Annotated in this window: 16 protein-coding genes; 3 read left to right on the top strand and 13 right to left on the bottom strand. The window is 71.1% G+C overall.

Annotation, left to right across the window (positions count from 1 at the left end; translation table 11 throughout):
* Window positions 1-4: 4 nt before the first annotated feature.
* From atpA to ACIF83_RS15275, 13 genes are all read right to left on the bottom strand, one after another.
* Window positions 5-1,597 carry a F0F1 ATP synthase subunit alpha gene (gene atpA, locus ACIF83_RS15335; protein WP_393469516.1) on the bottom strand — a complete coding sequence of 531 codons (1,593 nt, stop codon included), beginning with the start codon at window positions 1,595-1,597 and terminating at the stop codon, window positions 5-7.
* Between the two features lie 129 nt (window positions 1,598-1,726).
* The gene (locus ACIF83_RS15330) at window positions 1,727-2,542 is read right to left on the bottom strand and encodes a F0F1 ATP synthase subunit delta (protein WP_399727030.1); all 816 of its coding nucleotides are present in this window, start codon (window positions 2,540-2,542) and stop codon (window positions 1,727-1,729) included.
* A complete protein-coding gene (locus tag ACIF83_RS15325) occupies window positions 2,539-3,084 on the bottom strand; it encodes a F0F1 ATP synthase subunit B (protein WP_094216095.1) in 546 nt (181 codons plus the stop codon). Before ACIF83_RS15325 ends, ACIF83_RS15330 begins: the two co-directional genes overlap by 4 nt.
* Before the next feature lie 41 nt (window positions 3,085-3,125).
* On the bottom strand, window positions 3,126-3,368 hold the full coding sequence (gene atpE / locus ACIF83_RS15320; protein ID WP_393469509.1) for an ATP synthase F0 subunit C: 243 nt from the start codon (window positions 3,366-3,368) through the stop codon (window positions 3,126-3,128).
* An 81-nt stretch (window positions 3,369-3,449) separates the two neighbouring features.
* Window positions 3,450-4,280, bottom strand: coding sequence for a F0F1 ATP synthase subunit A (gene atpB, locus ACIF83_RS15315; RefSeq protein ID WP_393469506.1), 831 nt, complete (start codon window positions 4,278-4,280; stop codon window positions 3,450-3,452).
* 210 nt (window positions 4,281-4,490) lie between these two features.
* Complete coding sequence (locus ACIF83_RS15310; RefSeq protein ID WP_399727025.1) at window positions 4,491-4,931, bottom strand: hypothetical protein; 441 nt, start codon at window positions 4,929-4,931, stop codon at window positions 4,491-4,493.
* 302 nt (window positions 4,932-5,233) lie between these two features.
* Complete coding sequence (gene ispG, locus ACIF83_RS15305; protein WP_393469500.1) at window positions 5,234-6,361, bottom strand: flavodoxin-dependent (E)-4-hydroxy-3-methylbut-2-enyl-diphosphate synthase; 1,128 nt, start codon at window positions 6,359-6,361, stop codon at window positions 5,234-5,236.
* A 39-nt stretch (window positions 6,362-6,400) separates the two neighbouring features.
* The gene (locus ACIF83_RS15300) at window positions 6,401-8,266 is read right to left on the bottom strand and encodes a 1-deoxy-D-xylulose-5-phosphate synthase (RefSeq protein WP_399727022.1); all 1,866 of its coding nucleotides are present in this window, start codon (window positions 8,264-8,266) and stop codon (window positions 6,401-6,403) included.
* Between the two features lie 8 nt (window positions 8,267-8,274).
* The gene (locus ACIF83_RS15295; protein ID WP_399727019.1) at window positions 8,275-9,273 is read right to left on the bottom strand and encodes a 4-hydroxy-3-methylbut-2-enyl diphosphate reductase; all 999 of its coding nucleotides are present in this window, start codon (window positions 9,271-9,273) and stop codon (window positions 8,275-8,277) included.
* Window positions 9,270-12,956 (bottom strand): ABC transporter transmembrane domain-containing protein, encoded by a 3,687-nt coding sequence (locus tag ACIF83_RS15290; RefSeq protein ID WP_399727016.1) that lies wholly within the window; start codon window positions 12,954-12,956, stop codon window positions 9,270-9,272. The genes ACIF83_RS15295 and ACIF83_RS15290 overlap by 4 nt, the downstream gene beginning before the upstream one ends.
* A 32-nt stretch (window positions 12,957-12,988) precedes the next feature.
* The gene (locus ACIF83_RS15285) at window positions 12,989-13,675 is read right to left on the bottom strand and encodes a 4'-phosphopantetheinyl transferase family protein (protein ID WP_399727012.1); all 687 of its coding nucleotides are present in this window, start codon (window positions 13,673-13,675) and stop codon (window positions 12,989-12,991) included.
* Window positions 13,672-13,881, bottom strand: coding sequence for an MbtH family protein (locus tag ACIF83_RS15280; RefSeq protein WP_393469485.1), 210 nt, complete (start codon window positions 13,879-13,881; stop codon window positions 13,672-13,674). Before ACIF83_RS15280 ends, ACIF83_RS15285 begins: the two co-directional genes overlap by 4 nt.
* Window positions 13,882-13,920: 39 nt before the next feature.
* Window positions 13,921-15,201, bottom strand: coding sequence for a glycosyltransferase (locus tag ACIF83_RS15275; RefSeq protein ID WP_399727009.1), 1,281 nt, complete (start codon window positions 15,199-15,201; stop codon window positions 13,921-13,923).
* Window positions 15,202-15,393: 192 nt separating this feature from the next.
* Here ACIF83_RS15275 and ACIF83_RS15270 point away from each other — a divergent pair, with 192 nt between their 5' ends.
* From ACIF83_RS15270 to ACIF83_RS15260, 3 genes are read left to right on the top strand one after another with little or no spacing between them, the layout of a single operon-like run.
* Window positions 15,394-16,671, top strand: a complete 1,278-nt coding sequence (locus ACIF83_RS15270) for a glycosyltransferase (RefSeq protein WP_399727006.1) — start codon at window positions 15,394-15,396, stop codon at window positions 16,669-16,671.
* Complete coding sequence (locus ACIF83_RS15265; protein WP_399727003.1) at window positions 16,668-18,050, top strand: NDP-hexose 2,3-dehydratase family protein; 1,383 nt, start codon at window positions 16,668-16,670, stop codon at window positions 18,048-18,050. The genes ACIF83_RS15270 and ACIF83_RS15265 overlap by 4 nt, the downstream gene beginning before the upstream one ends.
* Window positions 18,047-19,081, top strand: a complete 1,035-nt coding sequence (locus ACIF83_RS15260) for a Gfo/Idh/MocA family protein (RefSeq protein ID WP_393469474.1) — start codon at window positions 18,047-18,049, stop codon at window positions 19,079-19,081. Before ACIF83_RS15265 ends, ACIF83_RS15260 begins: the two co-directional genes overlap by 4 nt.
* Window positions 19,082-19,114 lie beyond the last annotated feature (33 nt).

Genomic DNA, 19,114 nt, shown 5'->3' with positions numbered 1-19,114 from the left:
TACGTCACTTGGCGGCAGCGGCAGGAACGTCCTCGCCGAGCAGCTTGCCGTCCGAGGTCTCGAACTGCTTCTTGAACTCCGCGACGGCGTCGTCGATCGCCTGGATCGTGTCGTTCGACATCTTGGCGCCCTCGCGGATCGAGGTGAGCAGGCCCGACTCCTTGCGGTGCAGGTAGTCCAGCAGCTCCTTCTCGAAGCGGCGGATGTCGACGACCGGAACTTCGTCCATACGGCCGTTGGTGCCGGCCCAGACGGAGACGACCTGGTCCTCGGTGGACATCGGCTGGTACTGGTCCTGCTTCAGCAGCTCGACCATGCGCTGACCGCGCTCCAGCTGGGCCTTGGAGGCCGCGTCCAGGTCGGAACCGAAGGCGGCGAACGCCTCCAGCTCACGGAACTGGGCGAGGTCCACACGGAGACGGCCGGAGACCTGGCGCATCGCCTTGTGCTGCGCGGAACCACCGACTCGGGAGACGGAGATACCGACGTTCAGCGCGGGACGCTGACCGGCGTTGAACAGGTCCGACTCCAGGAAGCACTGGCCGTCGGTGATGGAGATGACGTTGGTCGGGATGAACGCCGAGACGTCGTTGGCCTTGGTCTCGACGATCGGCAGACCGGTCATCGAACCGGCACCCATGTCGTCGGAGAGCTTGGCGCAGCGCTCCAGCAGACGGGAGTGCAGGTAGAAGACGTCACCCGGGTAGGCCTCACGGCCCGGCGGGCGGCGCAGCAGCAGGGACACGGCGCGGTAGGCGTCGGCCTGCTTCGACAGGTCGTCGAAGATGATGAGGACGTGCTTGCCCTCGTACATCCACTGCTGGCCGATGGCCGAACCGGTGTACGGCGCCAGGTACTTGAAGCCGGCCGGGTCGGACGCCGGGGCGGCGACGATGGTCGTGTACTCCAGGGCGCCGTTCTCCTCCAGCGCGCGGCGCACGCCGGCAATGGTGGAGCCCTTCTGGCCGATGGCGACGTAGATGCAGCGGACCTGCTTCTTCGGGTCGCCCGAGCGCCAGTTGTCGCGCTGGTTGATGATCGTGTCGACGGCCAGGGCGGTCTTGCCGGTCTGGCGGTCACCGATGATCAGCTGACGCTGGCCACGGCCGATCGGGGTCATCGCGTCGACGGCCTTGTAGCCCGTCTCCATCGGCTCGTGCACCGACTTGCGCTGCATGACCGTGGGGGCCTGCAGCTCGAGGGCGCGGCGACCGGACGTCTCGATCTCGCCGAGGCCGTCGATCGGGTTGCCGAGCGGGTCGACGACACGGCCGAGGTAGCCCTCGCCGACCGCGACGGAGAGGACCTCACCGGTACGCGTGACCGGCTGACCCTCCTCGATGCCGCTGAACTCACCGAGGACGATGGCACCGATCTCGCGCTCCTCGAGGTTGAGGGCGAGGCCGAGGGTGCCGTCCTCGAACTTCAGCAGTTCGTTGGCCATGGCCGAGGGCAGGCCCTCGACCTTCGCGATGCCGTCGCCGGCAACGGTGACCGTACCGACCTCCTCGCGCGAGGCCGCGTCCGGCTTGTACGACTGGACAAAGTTCTCCAGCGCGTCCCGGATCTCCTCCGGCCGGATCGTGAGCTCCGCCATCTGGGTTCCCTGCTCTCCTTGTTGGGCCCGAAGTTTTCGTGGGGGTCTGGGGGCGACCCCCAGGAATCCTCTGCACGGCCCAACCAGGGCCGTAAGTACGTACTGCTTTTCTCGAATACCGAGGTGCCGCTAGCTCGCCATGCGGCGGGCCGCGTCCTCCAGCCGGTCCGCGAGGGAACCGTTGATGACCTCGTCACCGACCTGCACCCGGATCCCGCCGACGACCTCGGGGTCGACGTCCAGGTTGAGGTGCATCCGGCGGCCGTAGAGCTTGGCCAGGGCGGCGCCGAGGCGCTGCTTCTGCCCGTCGCTCAGCGGCACCGCTGAGGTGACGACGGCGACCATGCGCTCCCGGCGCTCGGCGGCGAGCTTGGACAGGGACTCCAGTCCCGCTTCCAGGCTACGTCCACGCGGCGCGGTCACGAGGCGCGTCACCAGACGCTCGGTGGCGGGCTTGGCCCGGCCGCCGAGGAGCCGGTGCAGCAGCTCGACCTTGGCCGAGGTGCTCGCCGAGCGGTCGGTGAGCGCAGCACGCAGCTCGGTGTTCGAGGAGACGATCCGGCCGAACCGGAACAGCTCGTCCTCGACGTCGTCGAGCGTGCCGGTCTTCTGCGCCGCCGTGAGGTCGGCGATGTTCGCCAGCTCCTCCAGCGAGTCCACCAGGTCACGCGGCTGCGACCAGCGGGAACGGACCGTGCCGGACACCACGTCGAGCGTGGCCTCGCCGACCTGGCCGCCGACGAGGCGCCGGACCAGCTCGGCCTTGGCCTCACCGGGCTGCGCCGGGTCGGTGAAGACCCGACGCAGGCTGTGCTCGCGGTCGAGCAGCGCGGTGACGGCCGCCAGCTCGTCGGCGAGCTGGACGGCGTCCACGGACGTGGAGTCCGTCAGCGCGTCGAGACGCTCACGTGCGGCTGCCAGGGCCTCGCGGCTCGCTCCGTTCATCGCGTGGCCTCGGCCTTCTCCTCGAGCTCGTCGAGGAAGCGGTCGATCACACGGCTCTGCCGGGCGTGGTCCTCGAGGGACTCACCGACGAGCTTGCCGGCCAGTTCGGTGGCGAGCTTGCCGACGTCCTGACGCAGGGCGCCCGCGGCGGCCTTGCGGTCGGCCTCGATCTGGGTGTGACCGGCGGCGACGATCTCCTCGCGCTGCCGCTGGCCCTCGGCCCGCATCTCGGCGATGAGGGCGGCACCCTGCTCCTGCGCCTCCTGGCGCAGGCGCGCGGCCTCGTGCCGGGCCTCGGCGAGCTGGGCCTTGTACTGCTCGAGGACGCTCTGGGCCTCGGTCTGCGCGGCCTCGGCCTTCTCAATACCGCCCTCGATGGCCTCGCGACGCTCTTCCAGAACCTTGTTGATGGTCGGGAGGAGCTTCTTGGCGAGGAAGATGAAGACGATGGCGAAAGCAATCAGGCCGATGACAAGCTCTGGGATCTCGGGGATCAGAGGATTCTGCTCCTCTGTCGCCGCCAGCGTTACCAGGGCGTTCACATCAGTGCCTTCCGTCTAAGGGAGTTGCGTCGAAGCGCGCTTCAGCTACGGAAGAGGAAGCCCATGACGATACCGATCAGCGCCAGGGCCTCACAGAAGGCGAAACCCATGATCTGGTTGGCGCGGATCAGACCGGCAGCCTCGGGCTGGCGGGCGAGGGCCTGGGTGCCGTTACCGAAGATGATGCCGACGCCGATGCCGGGGCCGATCGCAGCGAGGCCGTAGCCGACCGAACCGAGGTTGCCGGTGACGCCGTCGGCGGCGAGGATCTGGAGAGCGGACATGCCGGATCTTCCTTCTCTTTAACGCGTACCGGTGGGGGTTGGCCACCGGACAGTCAGGTTGGACAGGGAGGGCGAGGAGGCTCAGTGGTGCTCGGCGAGAGCGCCCTGAACGTAGTTGCAGGCGAGGAGTACGAAGACGTACGCCTGAACGGCCTGGATGAAGAGCTCGAACGCCGTGAGCAGGATGGTCATCACGAACGAGGCGCCAGCGTAGACGATGCCGACTCCGTTCAGCAGGTACCAGGTGCCGATGGTGAAGGTCAGCAGCAGCAGGTGGCCGGCGAACATGTTCGCGAACAGTCGGACCGCGTGCGTGAAGGGGCGGATCAGCACGTTCGAGAAGAAGTCGATGATCACGATCACCGGCAGTACGGCGCCGAGCGACTTGTCGTAACCGGTGATGTTCTTCAGACCGCCGGTGAACCCGTGCTTCTTGAACGTCAGGAACATCCACAGGATGTAGACGATGGCCGCCAGACCCGCCGGGAAGGCGATCATGGACGTCACGGGGAACTGTGCCAGCGGGATGACGGACCACAGGTTCATGATCCAGATGAAGAAGAACAGCGACACCATGAGGGGCACGTACTTCTCGCCCTCGCGCTTGCCCAGCGTCTCGTAGACGATGCCGCGGCGCACGAAGTCGTACCCGGCCTCACCGATCATCTGGAGCTTGCCAGGCACGAGCTTGGGCCTGGCGAACGCGGCCCAGAAGAAAGCGACGATCGCGACCGTGCCCAGCAGGGCCAGCAGCATCGGCTTGTTGAACTCGAACCCGCCGACAGTGAAGAGCGGCTTGAAGACAAAGGAATGCAGGCCGGGAGCCGGGAATCCACAACCGGTGAAGATGTGACAGTCGGACTCGAAGGCGAGCACCTGCGTCGGGTCAGCACTCACCGCGGGCTCCTTCATCGTGGCGCATAGATACGGCAACCTCGTTGTGTCGGCGCGACGCGGGGCCGCGGTTCGGCACGGGACTGGTGTTACGGATGTGGGGGCGGCTGTGGGGCATCTCGCCTCGCGATTGAACAGGCGTCAGCTCAGATGCCCGCGCCCGCGATGCCGCAGTTGGCACCGGACGATAGCAGCATCTCCTGCGTGCCTTTATCCCGGCCCTACCTCTCACCGCGAGTGCCCTGTCTTCTCGGGCTTGTCGCCCTTCGACGAGGCATCAGGTTCGACGTAGAGGATCTTGGCCTTCATGTGGGCACGGGTCTGCGCGGTGATCCACGCCAGAGTGGTGACCACGAGAACGATGGCGAAGACGCGGGGATTGAACAGGTTCGTGTCCTTGAACGCGGCCACGAAGACGACCAGCAACAGCAACTGGGCCGTGTAGAGCATCAGGCCCATACCCTGGAACAGCTGCGGAAGCGATCTGGCGATGCGCTGCAGGACGTAGAGACCGGACCCCATGAAGAGGCACACGACCACCGTCGCGACGACAGCCCCGATCGCTCCCTTGCCGCCCGCGACCACTCCACTGACGACGACGGCAAGCGCGCCGACGACAGCCGTGGGTACGGCGGCCTGGGCCAGGATCCGGGCGTCATTGGACGGCATGGCGGCAACTCCGCTTTCACAGGGGGGCAGGGTGTCGTCATGGACGAGCGTAGTCCCGGGCTGAGTGATCGAGACCTCACGCCATTGGACCGACGCACTTCGGTCCTTCGGCTCTATCCGGGGTTCTCGTGAACCGTATCACAAACTATTTGATGAGGTCTTTACCTGGTAGGTGTGCGCGCTGTCACACATGAGAGTGACAGCGCGCGTCTGTGCAAAAACCGAGGTGTCTTGTCTGGTATTGGACCCTTTTACTCCCCCACGACTTGGCAATGCTCTAGTCAGATTCTTACCTTGCCCAGCTACGCGGCCCCGGCCTCGTCCGCTGCCGCGGCCAGCTTGAGAGCCTCCTCGATCAGGGTCTCCGCGATCTTGGATTCGGGCACGGTCCGTACGACCTCGCCCCGCACGAAGATCTGTCCCTTGCCGTTGCCGGAGGCCACGCCCAGGTCCGCCTCCCGGGCCTCGCCCGGGCCGTTGACCACGCATCCCATCACGGCGACCCGCAGCGGGACGTCCATGCCCTCCAGGGCGGCGGTCACCTCCGCGGCCAGGCGGTAGACGTCCACCTGGGCCCGGCCGCACGACGGGCAGGAGACGATCTCCAGCTTGCGCGGGCGCAGCTCGAGCGCCTGCAGGATCTGGATGCCGACCTTGACCTCCTCCACCGGCGGCGCCGACAGCGACACCCGGATCGTGTCGCCGATGCCCTGCCGGAGCAGGGCGCCGAAGGCCACGGCCGACTTCACGGTGCCCTGGAACGCGGGGCCGGCCTCGGTGACGCCGAGGTGCAGGGGGTAGTCGCACGCCTCGGCCAGCAGTTCGTAGGCGCGGATCATCACCACCGGGTCGTTGTGCTTCACGGAGATCTTCAGGTCGTGGAAGTCGTGCTCCGCGAAGAGGGACGCCTCCCACAGTGCGGACTCCACCAGCGCCTCGGGGGTCGCCCTGCCGTGCTTGGCCAGCAGGCGGGCGTCCAGCGAACCGGCGTTGACGCCGATCCTGATCGGGGTGCCCCGGTCCTTGGCCGCGCGGGCGATGGCCGCCACCTGGTCGTCGAACTTCCTGATGTTGCCCGGGTTCACCCGGATCCCGGCGCAGCCGGCGTCGATGGCGGCGAAGACGTACTTCGGCTGGAAGTGGATGTCGGCGACGACCGGGAGGGACGACTTGGCCGCGATGACGGGCAGCGCCTCCGCGTCGTCCTGCGAGGGGCACGCGACCCGGACGATGTCGCAGCCCGCCGCCGCCAGTTCGGCGATCTGCTGGAGGGTCGCGTTCACGTCGGCCGTGACCGTCGTGGTCATCGACTGCACCGAGACGGGGAAGTCTCCGCCGACGCCCACCGAGCCCACGTGCAGCGCGCGGGTCCTGCGGCGCTCCCCCAGGGTCTGCGGCGGTACGGCGGGCATACCGAGCTGGACCGTCATTCTCCTCGTTCCCTCCTGGTCGGCGTGGTGACGCTGGTGTCACTGGTCACCGTGGTGTCCCTGATGTGAGGTGGTGGGCGTGGTGTCTGTGGTGTCCGCGATGTCCGTAGTGGCCTCGGGTCGGCCCAGCGCACGCAGGGCCGTGCGGAGGATCCCGTCGGCCGTCAGGCCGGCGCGGGCCAGGAGGTCCTCGCGCCGGTCCTGGGCCAGGAACCGCTGCGGCAGGCCCATGACCTGGACCGGGCGGCGGGCGCCGGCATCCGCGAGCGCCTGGGCCAGGGCGGCCCCGGCACCGCCGGACCGGCCGCTGTCCTCGACGCTGACCACCGCCCGGTGCGCGAGCCCCAGGTCGATCAGGGCGGGTGCGACCGGCTGGATCCAGCGCGGGTCCACCACGGTGACGCCCACACCCCGTTCGTGCAGCAGCTCCGCGGCGGCCAGGCAGACCGGGGCCAGCGGACCGACGGACACCAGCAGCACGTCGGGGTCCGCACCGGAGCGGTGCAGCACGTCCAGGCCGGCGACCGTGTCGAGGGCGGGGACGGGATCGGCCGCCGCGCCCTTGGGGAAGCGCACCGCGGTGGGCGCGTCGTCGACCGCGACGGCCTCCCGCAGCGCACGGCGCAGGGTCTCGGCGTCGCGCGGGGCGGCCACCTTCAGCCCGGGCACGAGCTGGAACAGGGACAGGTCCCACATGCCGTTGTGCGAGGGGCCGTCGTCTCCGGTGGCCCCGGCCCGGTCCAGGACGAAGGTGACCGGTGCGCGGTGCAGCGCGACGTCCATGAGCAGCTGGTCGAAGCCCCGGTTGAGGAAGGTGGCGTAGACGGCCACGACCGGGTGCAGGCCGCCGAGCGCGAGTCCGGCGGCCGCGGTGACGGCGTGCTGCTCCGCGATGCCCACGTCGAAGGTCCGCTCCGGGAAGCGCCGGGCGAAGGTGGTGAGCCCGGCCGGCTCCAGCATGGCCGCGGTGAGGGCGACGAGGTCGGTCCGGCGCTCGCCGAGGTCGGCCAGCTCCGCCTCGAACACCGAGGTCCAGGACGGCCGGGACGCCACCGGGGCGGCGCCCGTGGCGGGCCGGGCGCGGACCACGTGGCAGCGGTCGGCCTCGTTCTGCTCGGCCGGGGCGTGTCCGCGCCCCTTCTGGGTCACACAGTGCACGACCACCGGCCGGCCCAGCGCGACGGCCCGTCGCAGCGCCTCCTCCAGTGCCTCGACGTCATGGCCGTCGACGGGACCCAGCTGGGCCAGCCCAAGGTTCTCGAACAGGCCGGGCAGTCCGGGGTCCCGGTCGCCGGCCCGGCGGGCCGCGAGGTGCTCGGCGATGCCGCCGACGGTCGGCGCGTAGCTGCGGCCGTTGTCGTTGAGCACGATGACGACGGGGCGGTGCGGTGCCGCCGCGATGTTGTTCAGCGCCTCCCAGGCCATACCGCCGGTGAGGGCGCCGTCGCCGATCACCGCGACGACCCTGCGGTCGGTGACCCCGCGCAGCGCGTGCGCCCGGGCCAGCCCGTCGGCGTACGACAGGACGGTCGAGGCGTGGGAGTTCTCGATGACGTCGTGCGCGGACTCCTCGCGCGAGGGGTATCCGGACAGTCCCTCGGGCCGGCGCAGCGCGTCGAAGGCGCCGGCGCGGCCGGTGAGGATCTTGTGCACGTACGTCTGGTGGCCGGTGTCCCACAGGAGGGTGTCGCGGGGCGAGTCGAAGACGCGGTGCAGGGCGAGGGTCAGTTCCACCACGCCCAGGTTGGGCCCGAGGTGGCCTCCGGTGCGGCCGACCTTGTCGACGAGAAAGCCGCGGATCCGCCCGGCGAGTTCCTCGACCTGTGCCGTGGTCAGGTCGCGCAGTTCCGCGGGGCCGCACAGCTCGGTGAGCGGGGCGAGGGGGCGTTCGATGCTGGTCGTCATGGGGGTCCTCACCGGTTCTCGTCGGCCAGCGGCGTGCGCGGGGCCCGCCCGGTGACCGGGTCGGCCAGCCGCGAGGGCATGGCGAAGACCACGTCCTCCGCGGTCCCGTCGTCCGTGCGGACGTCGGCGAGCCCGAGTTCGGTCAGGCGGTCCACCAGGCCGCGCACCAGGATCTCCGGCGCGCTGGCGCCGGCGCTGATGCCGACCGTGCCGACCGACTCCAGCCAGCGCTCGTCCAGGTGCGTCACGTCGGGGACCAGGTGGGCGGGGCAGCCCTCGCGGCGGGCGACCTCGACCATTCGCAGGGAGTTGCTGGAGTTCTCGGAGCCGACGACGAGCACCAGGTCGCAGGAGCGGGCCAGGGCCTTCACCGCGTTCTGCCGGTTCTGGCTCGCGTAGCAGATGTCGTCGCCGTGCGGGCCGACGATGTCGGTGAAGCGCCGGTGCAGGGCCTGGACCACCTCGGCGGTCTCGTCGAAGGACAGGGTGGTCTGGGTCAGGTACGCCACCGGGGTGTCGTCGGGAAGGTCCAGCCGCTCGACGTCCTCGGCGCTCTCCACGACCAGGGTCCTGGCGGGCGCCTCGCCGCGGACCCCCTCGACCTCCTCGTGGTCCTCGTGCCCGACCAGCAGGATGGTGCGCCCGTCACGGGCGTACCGGACCGCCTCCTGGTGCACCTTGGACACCAGCGGGCAGGTGGCGTCGATGACGTCGAGCCGCCGTGCGGCCGCGCCCGCCCGCACCTGCGGGGAGACGCCGTGGGCGGAGAAGACGCACACGGCGCCCTCGGGCACCTCGTCCTCGCTGTCCACGAAGACCGCGCCGCGCCGCCGCAGTTCACCGACGACGTGGTGGTTGTGCACGATCTCCTTGCGGACGTACACGGGCGCGCCGTACAGGTCCAGGGCGCGTTCGACGATGCCGATGGCGCGCCGTACGCCCGCGCAGAAGCCGCGGGGTTCGGCCAGGAGGACGCGCCCGCGGGGCGTCGTCTGCTCGGTGGTCATAGGGGCCTTCCTTGCGTCTGGAGTTCTGTCCGGGGGTGCGCCTCGTGGGCGCGCCAGAGGGCGGCGTAGTGGCCGCCCAGCGCCAGGAGTTCGGTGTGTGTTCCGTCCTCGCACACGCGGCCGTCCCGCAGGACGAGCACGCGGTCGGCGCGGGCCGCCAGGGCGAGCCGGTGGGTGATGACCAGCGTGGTGCGCCGGGCCGCGAGCCGGTCGGTGGCGGCGTCGACCATGGCCTCGGTGGCGGGGTCCAGGGCGGACGTCGCCTCGTCGAGGAGCAGGACGGCGGGCGCGGCCAGCCGGGTCCGGGTGAGGGCGATCAGCTGGCGCTGGCCCACGGAGAGGTTGCCTCCGCCCTCGGTGAGCCGGTGGCGGTAGCCGTGGGGCAGCGCGGTGATGAAGGAGTGGGCGCCGGTCAGCCGGGCCGCCGTTTCGACCTCGTCGTCCGTGGCGTCGTCCCGCCCGTAGGCGATGGCGTCCCGGACGGTTCCGGCGAACAGGTAGGGCTCCTGGGGTATGAGTCCGAGCCGTTGCCGGTAGGCGCTCAGGTCGAGTTCGCGGACGTCCTGTCCGTCGACGAGGACGGCGCCGGCGGTGGGGTCGTAGAACCGCGCGACCAGTTTCAGCAGGGTCGACTTGCCGGACCCGCTCTCGCCGACGACGGCCACCCGCTGCCCGGCGGGGATCCGGACGCTCATGCCGGTCAGCGCGGCCGCCGGACGTGCCGCGTGGGCCGCGGTGTCCTCCGCGGTGTCCGCGTACCGGAAGTGGACGTCGTGGAGGACGATCTCGCCCCGCAGCGGGCCGACGGGGCGGGGACGCGCGGCCTGCGGTGTGCCGGTGGGCAGCCGCAGCAGCTCGTCGATCCGGTCGAGGGAGACCCGTGCCTGCTGGAAGGTGTCGTACAGCTGGGAGATCTGCTGGACGGGGAGGAAGAACAGCTCCAGGTACAGCAGGTAGGCGACGAGTGTGCCCGCGCTCATGGAGCCGTCCCGGACGTGGTGCGCCCCGAAGGCCAGCAGGCCGGCCGCGCAGACGGCGGCCAGGCACTCGATGAAGGGGAAGTACAGGGCCATCAGGTACTGCGAGCGGATCCGCGCCCGCCGGACGGCGTCGCTGTGTGCGGCGAACCGGCTCAGGAACGCCTCCTCCTGGCGGAACGCCTGGATGACGGGCATGCCCTGCGCGCTCTCCTGCAGGGCGGCGTTGACCGTGGCGGTCCGCTCCCGCGCCAGCCGGTAGGCGACCAGCGACCGGCGGCGGAACACGGCCGTGGCCATGTACAGGGCGGGCAGCAGAAGCAGGGCCGCCAGGAGCAGGACGGGGTTGGCGGCCAGCAGGACGACCAGGACTCCGCCCATGGTCAGCAGGCCGGCGAGGAAGCCCGTCAGTCCCGACTGCAGGAACCCGGACACGGCGTCCACGTCGGTGGTCATCCGGGTGAGGGTCCGGCCGTCGGCCTCCCGCTCGTAGTGGTCGAGGCCCAGGCGGTGCAGCTGGGCGGCCATGCGGACCCGCAGGGCGTACAGCAGGCGCTCGCCGGTGCGTCCGGTGACCCGCAGGGAGCCGCGCTGGACCAGCCAGCGCAGCAGCGTGACGGCCAGGGCGGCGGCACACGCCGCCGACAGCGCGGCGGGAGCCGCCCCGTCGGTGATGGTCTCGATGCCCCGGCGCACGGCGTAGGGCTGGGCGAGACCGCACAGGACGTCGGCGAGCACCAGGGCCAGGCCGGCCGCGAGCGGCAGCCGGAAGCCCCGGGTGAGTCTGCGGAGCCCGAACGTGCCACCGACGTCACGGGCCAGCGCGTCCTCGTCCACCGCCGGGTCCTCGTCGACGGCCGGGGGCCCGGGCGTGGACGCGGAGGCGTGCGCGGCGCCGGGCGCGGACCGCGTGTGCGGGCCGGGCGCGGGCTCGATCGGCGGCGCGGGCGTGGCGGACGGCTCGGCCGGGGCCGCGTCGAAGTGGGCACGGTAGAGGGCGCAGCGGGCGTGCAGTTCGTCGTGGGTGCCCAGGTCGGCGAGCCGGCCGCGGTCCAGTACGGCTATGCGGTCGGCCAGGGCCAGGGTCGATCTGCGGCGTGCGACCACGAGCGTCGTACGGCCGTCGGCGTGGATGCGCAGGCTCTCGTGGATCGCCGCCTCCACGGCGGGGTCCACCGCGGAGGTCGCGTCGTCGAGGATCAGCAGACGGGGTCTGAGGAGCAGGGCGCGGGCCAGGGCGAGTCGTTGGCGCTGGCCGCCGGAGAGGGTCCGGCCCCGTTCGCCGACCTCGGTCAGGTAGCCGTTCGGAAGGGCCGAGACGAAGTCGTCGGCCTGGGCGAGCCGTGCTGCCTCGCGGATCTCGTCGTCGTCCGCTCCGGGGCGGCCCAGCGCGATGTTGTCGCGGATGCTCCCGGCGAACAGGAGGCTCTCCTCCGGCACCAGGGCGAGGGAGGCACGCAGCGATTCCAGACTCAGGTCGCGTACGTCCGTGCCGCCGATCCGGACAGCGCCCGTCGGCGCCTGGTGGAACCGGGCCGGCAGCAGGGCGAGCGTGGACTTGCCGGACCCCGGACCGCCGACCACGGCGACCGTCTCGCCGGGTTCGATCCGCAACGACAGGTCGTCGAGCACGGGGCGGTCGGGCGTGTACCGGAAGCAGACGTGGTCGAACTCGACGGCCAGGGGCCCGTCGGCGGGCAGTCGGGCGGCGCCGTCCGCGCGCGGCGGCGGTGCGTCGGTCAGCTCGAGCACGCGGGCGACGGCGGCCGTGGCCTGCTGGACGGAGTTCGCCAGACCCGCCAGGATGCCCAGCGGACCGGCCAGTTGGATGAGGTACATCGAGAAGGCGACGAAGGTGCCGAGGCTCAGACGGCCCCCGGCCGCCGCCCAGCCGCCGAGGGCCAGCACGGCGATCTGGGCGAGCGCCGGTACGGCCTGCAGCGGCGGCTGGTAACGGGCGACCAGCCGGGTCACGCGCATGCGCGCGGCGAACAGCCGCCGGGCCGCCTCCGTGTACCGGGCCGTCTCCCGTTCCTCGCGGCCGAAGGCCTTGACGAGTTGGACGCCGGCGACGGAACTCTGTACGACGCCCGCGGCGGTGGCCGCCCGGTCCTGCGCCTGCCAGGTGGCGGCCAGCAACTGCGGGTGGCTGCGACGGGCCAGAGCCCACAGCACGGGGACCATGAGCAGGCTCACCGCCGTCAGCGGCAGGGAGAGCACCGCCATCACGGTGAGCACCCCGACGACGGTGGTGATGTGGGAGACCACGGCCGGCAGCATGGCGACCAGGCTGTGAACGCCGTTCAGGTCGACCGTGGCCCGGCTCATGAGCTGTCCGGGCCCCAGGTCCTGCTGCCCGGGACCGTCCGGGCGGGACACCGCTCGGAACAGCGCCACGCGCAGATCGTGTTGGACGTCGGCGGCGAGCCGGCTCGCGTGGAAGCGGCGCAGAAAGGTCAGCGCGTACCGGGCCGCGGCGACGGCCAGCAGCAGGGTCGTCCAGGGGAGCAGGGGGCGCTCGCCCTCGACGACCACGTCGTCCAGCACGATCTGGGTGATCAGCGGCACCGCGACGCTCGTCGCCGTGGCACCCACGGCGCCGACCAGCGACTGCGCCAGAGCCCCGCGGTGACGGAGACAGTGGCCGAGCAGGCGCCGCAGTGGACGGCCGCGGGGGGCTTCCGCGTCAACAGCGGTTGGCGCCACGTCGGTTCCTTTCCTGAGCTTGCGTGTGGTCGTCACTGGAACGTGGGTGTCCGCCAGTCGCCCAGGTCCGCGACGAGTGGGTCCGCGGGCCGGCCGCTCACGGCGACGGACAGCACCGCGCGGGTGCTCCCGGCCGGGGTCACGACCGCGGTCACGGTGTCGAGGTCGGAGTCGGACGGGAACGGCAGTCGGCGGCCGGACGGTCGCGTGGCGGGCCAGTCGGTCGGCACGGCGACCGGCCGGGTGAGTCCGCCGCGGCGCAGGCCGTGTCCGAGGGCCTTGCCGATGGCCTCCTTGCGGGTCCACAGCGCCAGGAACGCCTCGTCGCGCTCGTGCCGGGGCAGGCCGGCGACCCAGTCGGCAGGGGTGTCACCGAGCCACCGGCGGGCCAGTGCGACGGCGGGCAGCGGGCGGACGATCTCGATGTCCACGCCGAGTGCCGCCGGACCGTGAGAGAGGGCCACGGCGAAGACGCCCGGGGCGTGGCTGAGGCTGACCTGCACACCGGCGGCGGGCCCGGTGAGCCGGGGGCGGCCGGCGGGGTCGTGTGCCACCCGGATCAGGTGGGCCGGGCCGCCGGTCAGTTCGGCCGCGGAGGCGACGAGCGCGGCATGGGTGGCAGCGCGCTCGTCGCCCTCGGGGGCAGGCCCCCACCGGACGGCCGGCCGCGTGGGGTCCGGCGGGCCGTCGGTGCGGGGGAACGGGACCTGCCTCCTCATCCCGCCATCTGGCGGACGAGGCTCTTGGGCCGCATGTCGGTCCAGTTCTTCTCGATGTGGTCCAGGCAGGCCTGCCTGCTGTCCTCCGCGTGGGCCACTTCCCAGCCCGCGGGGATCTCGGCGAAACCGGGCCACAGGGAGTGCTGACCCTCGTCGTTGACGAGCACCAGGTAGCGGCCCTCTTCATCCTCGAAGGGATTGGACATCTCATCCTCTTTTCTTGGTTCGGGATCTCTGGGTTCTGGTCAGGAAACGATCTTCTCGAGCACCCGGACCGCGTTCTCGGCCCCGTTCTCCACGGACGTCAGCCGGGCCAGACGGTCGACCGCGCGGGCGATGCCCGGGTCCTTGACGGCCTGGTCGACCGCTTTCGTGAGCGTGTCCGCGGTCAGGTGCCGGTGCGGGACGGGCGGCGGTGCGACGCCCAGGCCGTGAAGGTGGTCGGCCCACATCAGCGCTTCCTTCTGGAAGGGACAGATCACCTGGGGAACGCCGGCGCGCAGCGCCGTGTTGTGCGCTCCGGTTCCGCCCGGGTGCACCACCGCACGGACCCGGGGGAACAGCCAGTCGTACGGTATTTCGTCCTCCACCAGGACGTTTTCCGGAGGATTCGGAATGGACGCACCGCCCCAGCCCGTGACGACGATCGCCCGGACCCCTGTTCTGCGGACGACCTCCAGAACGATGCGGCCGACTTCCTCGGGGTCCGTGCCCATGTGACTGCCGAATCCGAAGAACACCGGTGCATCGCCGTCGTCCAGGAATTGCAGCAGCCGTTCCGACGGCTGCCAGCGCGTGCTGCTCGGAAGCATCCAGAATCCGGTCGTGTGGACCCATTCGGGCCAGTCGTCCGCCGGCTCGATCACGTGCGGGCTGAAACCGAGGAGCACCGGCGCCGGCGTTCCGTCGGCCCGGAACCTGTTGTCCAGGGCGCCGTCGCGGGGCGGAAGTCCGAGGACGTCGGCCCGCCATCGGCCGAACATCTCGGCGAGCGGCCCCTTGATCGGGTTGTCGTTCGCCCGGGCGTGCCGCTCCAGGTTGTCCGGCCGCTGCTCGAAGGTGCCGACCTCGGGGGGATAGCGCCGTGAGGCCACGAAGTGCGGGTAGAGGCTGGCCAGTACGTGCGGAACCCCGAGTTTCTCGGCGATCTGGTGCACGGCCTGACGCGACGAGTGGGAGTGGATCACCACGTCCGCGCCTTCCGCCGCGGCGTCCCACATGTCCTTCAGCATGATCGGGTAGAGCCGGGGGAATATCTCCGCGAATATGCGTTCCCGGGCCCTGTCGTACGCGTCGCCCTTCCCTTCCGAGTTGACCAGGATCTCTCGGACGTCGGGCCGCTGATGGAGCCGAACGGCCTCGTCCTCCACCGGCGCGAAGTCCACTCCGTATTCCGAGGCCATGGGGCCGTAGAGGCGGGGACCGACGAGTCTGGCCGAATGTCCGGCCTGATTGAGCGCGAAGGCCAGCGCCAGATAGGGCTGCATATCCCCACGAGTGCCATGGGAATAAATCAGTGCTCGCACCGCTTCGGACCCTCCCGTTCCTGACGAGTCGGGCACGACACCAGCGGCATGGCCCGAGGAAGTACCTTCGGCACGTTAGGGCCTGGCGTAATCGAGCGGCTCTAGGAAATCTGTACAGGACAAATGCCTCTTGCGGACGGTGCGACGGAATGGAAACAGTTGGCCGTTCCGACGCGCACGGGAGGCGAAACGTTGAAAGTCCTGGTCTACTGCTACGGAAATAGAGGCGACGTCCAGCCATATCTGGCTCTGGCTTACGCACTGCGCAGCGCGGGACATGAGGCCGTGCTTGCGGCGCCTCGTCTCTTCGCACCGCTCGCCGACCAGTACGGCGTGCCGTTCGCCCCGCTGGACGACGCCGCCGTCACCGTGCGCTCCCGGGCGGACATCCGCCGCCTCCAGGAGCACAGCGACCGTCCGACCGCTCGGATCGAGGAGCAGCGTCGGGAGGTCCGCCGGCAGATGGTTCCGCACTACGCGGCCGTACTCCGTGATCTGTGGGAGGCGGCGGCCTGCGGTCCCGACGTGATCGTCCACTCGCACGCGTTCCGTGAGGTGATTCCGCAGATCGCCGAGCGGCTCAAGGTTCCGCACGTCCTCGGCTCCCTCTATCCCAACTTCGTGGTCTCGCGCGACTATCCGGCGTTCGGCATGCTGTCGGACGTGTTCTCCGACAAGGAGGACACGAGCCGGACGGACGTACGGACCTATCTGCCGCCCGCTGTCATCGACGTGGTGGACCAGTGGCGCGGGGACACCCTCGGACTTCCGCCGCGGGAGGGCTACCTCGACTTCCGGTTCTCCGCCGACGGCGCGCCGGCACCCGTGCTGCACAGCTTCAGCCCGCACGTCCTCACCCCGGGCTCCGACTGGCCCGACTCGGTGCACACCGACGGCTTCTGGCACCTTCCGCCGCCGCCGAACTGGCAGCCGCCGGACCGGTTGCTGCGCTTCCTGGAGGAGGGTGAGAAGCCCGTTCTCATCGGCTTCGGCAGCGCCCTCGGGACCGACCCCGAGCGGACCACCGCCCTGGTGCTGGACGCCGTGCGGGAGAGCGACGAGCGGGCGGTGATCGTGGCCGGCTGGGGAGGGCTCGACGTCGGCAGCGCCCCGGACGGCGTCCTCGCGCTGGACGAGGTTCCCTACGGTTGGCTGCTGCCACGGGTGCGCGTGGCCGTCAACTCCGGCTCGCTGGGCGCGCACAACGCCGCCCTCTCGGCGGGAGTCCCCCAGGTCGTCTGCCCGTTCGAGGTGAACCAGCTGATGTGGGGCGAGCATCTGCACCGCCTGGGAGTGGCGCCCGCCCCGCTGAAGCAACGCGAGCTGACGTCGTCCGCCCTGGCCCGGGCGATCAGGACGGCAGCCACGGACCCGGCCATCGCCGCGGCCGCCGCCGAGCTGGGCGAACGCCTGCGTGCCGAGGACGGGGCCGCGTCCGCGGTGAGGTTCCTGGAGAGGATCCAGCCGTGACGGGGGCCGCCACGGCGAGCCGGATCTCGCCCACCGACACCGCGCAGGCAGCTCGGCTGGCCCTGTCGGCACGGTGCACCGACGGGGTGACCAGCACCGCCGCGTTCTTCGACTGGCTTGCCGAGCGGCAGCTGCACCATGCGCAGAAGACCGAGCGCATACCCTTCGGCGAACTCGACAAGTGGGGGTTCGACCCGGACACCGGGGACCTGGGCCACACCAGCGGGCGGTTCTTCTCGGTGCAGGGACTGCGGGTCCGCTCCGACTTCGGTGCGGTGCCCGAATGGTCCCAGCCGATCATCAACCAGCCGGAGGTCGGCATCCTCGGCCTCGCCGTGCGCGAGATCGACGGCGTGCTGCACTTCCTGATGCAGGCCAAGTCGGAGCCGGGGAACGTCAACGGTGTCCAGCTCTCCCCCACCGTCCAGGCGACGCGCAGCAACTACACCCGGGTACACGGTGGCTCGTCGGTGCCGTACCTGGACGCCTTCCGCACACCCGAGCCCGGGCGGGTGCTGGCGGACGTGCTGCAGTCCGAGCAGGGCTCCTGGTTCCTGCGCAAGCGCAACCGCAACATGGTGGTCGAGGTCGGGCCCGAGCTGCAGGCCGGCGAGGACTTCTGCTGGCTGACGCTGGGGCAGATCAACGCCCTGCTGCGGTGGGAGAACCTGGTCAACATGGACGCGCGGACCGTGCTGTCGTGCCTGCCCGACTGGGACCGCGTCGACGGGCCCGGGAGCTCCGTGCACACCGGACAGGAGATCCGCAGCTGGCTGACCGACCGCCGGGTCACGCACGAGGTCGTCACCGAGCGGCTGCCGCTGCGGGCGGCTTCCGGGTGGCGCCGCACGGCCGACGCCATCGCGCACGAGGAGGGCCGGTTCTTCAGCATCGTCGCGGTCCACGTGGGCTCGCGCAGCCGGGAGGTGTCTTCCTGGACCCAGCCGCTGCTGCGGCCGCACGGCCAGGGGGTCGCCGCGCTGCTCGTCAAGCGCGTCGGCGGTGTCCTCCACGCGCTGATGCACGCACGCGTCGAACCGGGATTCGTGGACACGGTGGAGCTGGGGCCGACCGTGCAGTGCGTGCCCGACAGCCACGCCCACCTGGCCGCCGCCGACCGGCCGCCCCATCTGGATCTGGTGCTGGGCGCCGACCGGGCGCACACCCTGTTCGACACCGTGCTGTCGGAGGAGGGCGGCAGGTTCGACCAGGCGCAGAGCCGATACATGATCGTCTCGGTGGACGACCGGGTCCCGGTCGAGGAGAACGCCGCCATGCGCTGGCTGAGTCCGAGCCAGCTGGAGGACCTGCTGAAGTACAGCGGCCAGCTCAACATCCAGGCCAGGACGCTCGTGGCCGCCCTCAGGACGGTGCGATGACCCGCGAACACGGCACACCGCCGGTACGCGTCGGCGTCCTGGGGGCCGCCTCCATCGCCTGGCGGCGGGTACTGCCCGCGATGGCGGCCTGCCCGGACGTCGAAGTCGTCGCCGTGGCCTCCCGCGACCCGCGGCGGGCGCGCCGGTTCGCCGACCGCTTCGGCTGTGCGGCCGTCACCGGGTACGAGGCGCTGCTGGAGCGCACGGACGTCGAGGCGGTGTACGTTCCGCTGCCCGCGGCGCTGCACCACACCTGGGCGGCCCGCGCGCTGGAGGCCGGTCGGCATGTGCTGGTCGAGAAGCCCATGGCCACGACGGCCGAGGAAGCCCGGGAACTGACCGCGCTCGCCGAGAGCCGCGGCCTGGTGCTGCGGGAGAACTTCATGTTCCTCCATCACCCGCGCCACCAGGCCGTCACCGAGCTGCTGCGGGACGGACGGATCGGCCGGCTCCGCACGCTCCACGCGTCGTTCTGCGTCCCCCCGCTCTCCCCCGACGACATCCGGTACACCCGCGAACTGGGGGGTGGCGCACTGCTGGACACGGGCGTCTACCCGCTGCGGACCGCGGTGCGTTTCCTGGGGCGGGGGCTGCGGGTGACCGGCGCCACCCTCCGGATCCGGCCGCGCGACGGCCTGGACGTCGCCGGGCAGGTCCTGCTGGCCGCCGACTCGGGTGTCCTCGCCTCGCTGGACTTCGGCTTCGAGCACAGTTACGGGGCGCGGTACACGTTGTGGGGCGACCGGGCGCGGCTGACCGCGGACCAGGTCGTGAGCCCGCCGGCCGAGCTGCGGACGCAGCTGCGGATCGAGGAACAGGACCGGGTGGAACGGCTCCTGCTGCCGCCCGCCGACCAGTTCCTCGCCTGCGTCGCGGAATTCGCGGCGGCGGTCCGCGGGACGGTCGCCTCCCGCAGTACCGGCCAGGCAGCGTGGCACGCGGACGCGGTGGCGACGCTGGAGCTGGTGGACGCGGTTCGGGAACGGGCCGTGCGGGTGCCGTGCGAGGAAGGCGGTACGAAGATCGCGTGACCCGGGGCGCTCCCCGAACGCCGAAGGGCCCGC

The organism is Streptomyces sp. NPDC085866, assembly GCF_044541035.1.
In the GTDB taxonomy this organism is placed as follows: domain Bacteria; phylum Actinomycetota; class Actinomycetes; order Streptomycetales; family Streptomycetaceae; genus Streptomyces.
The sequence above is the reverse complement of the archived record's forward strand: the minus strand, read 5'-3'. Positions and strand labels throughout refer to the sequence as shown.

Excerpts from the sequence above, each read along its gene's own strand:
- ACIF83_RS15310 (WP_399727025.1), bottom strand. The coding sequence starts at position 4,931 with ATGCCGTCCAATGACGCCCGGATCCTGGCCCAGGCCGCCGTACCCACG.
- ACIF83_RS15300 (WP_399727022.1), bottom strand. The coding sequence starts at position 8,266 with ATGACGACCAGCATCGAACGCCCCCTCGCCCCGCTCACCGAGCTGTGC.
- atpA (WP_393469516.1), bottom strand. The coding sequence starts at position 1,597 with ATGGCGGAGCTCACGATCCGGCCGGAGGAGATCCGGGACGCGCTGGAG.
- ACIF83_RS15285 (WP_399727012.1), bottom strand. The coding sequence starts at position 13,675 with ATGAGGAGGCAGGTCCCGTTCCCCCGCACCGACGGCCCGCCGGACCCC.
- ACIF83_RS15330 (WP_399727030.1), bottom strand. The coding sequence starts at position 2,542 with ATGAACGGAGCGAGCCGCGAGGCCCTGGCAGCCGCACGTGAGCGTCTC.
- atpB (WP_393469506.1), bottom strand. The coding sequence starts at position 4,280 with ATGAAGGAGCCCGCGGTGAGTGCTGACCCGACGCAGGTGCTCGCCTTC.
- ACIF83_RS15260 (WP_393469474.1), top strand. The coding sequence starts at position 18,047 with ATGACCCGCGAACACGGCACACCGCCGGTACGCGTCGGCGTCCTGGGG.
- ACIF83_RS15295 (WP_399727019.1), bottom strand. The coding sequence starts at position 9,273 with ATGACCACCGAGCAGACGACGCCCCGCGGGCGCGTCCTCCTGGCCGAA.
- atpE (WP_393469509.1), bottom strand. The coding sequence starts at position 3,368 with ATGTCCGCTCTCCAGATCCTCGCCGCCGACGGCGTCACCGGCAACCTC.
- ispG (WP_393469500.1), bottom strand. The coding sequence starts at position 6,361 with ATGACGGTCCAGCTCGGTATGCCCGCCGTACCGCCGCAGACCCTGGGG.
- ACIF83_RS15280 (WP_393469485.1), bottom strand. The coding sequence starts at position 13,881 with ATGTCCAATCCCTTCGAGGATGAAGAGGGCCGCTACCTGGTGCTCGTC.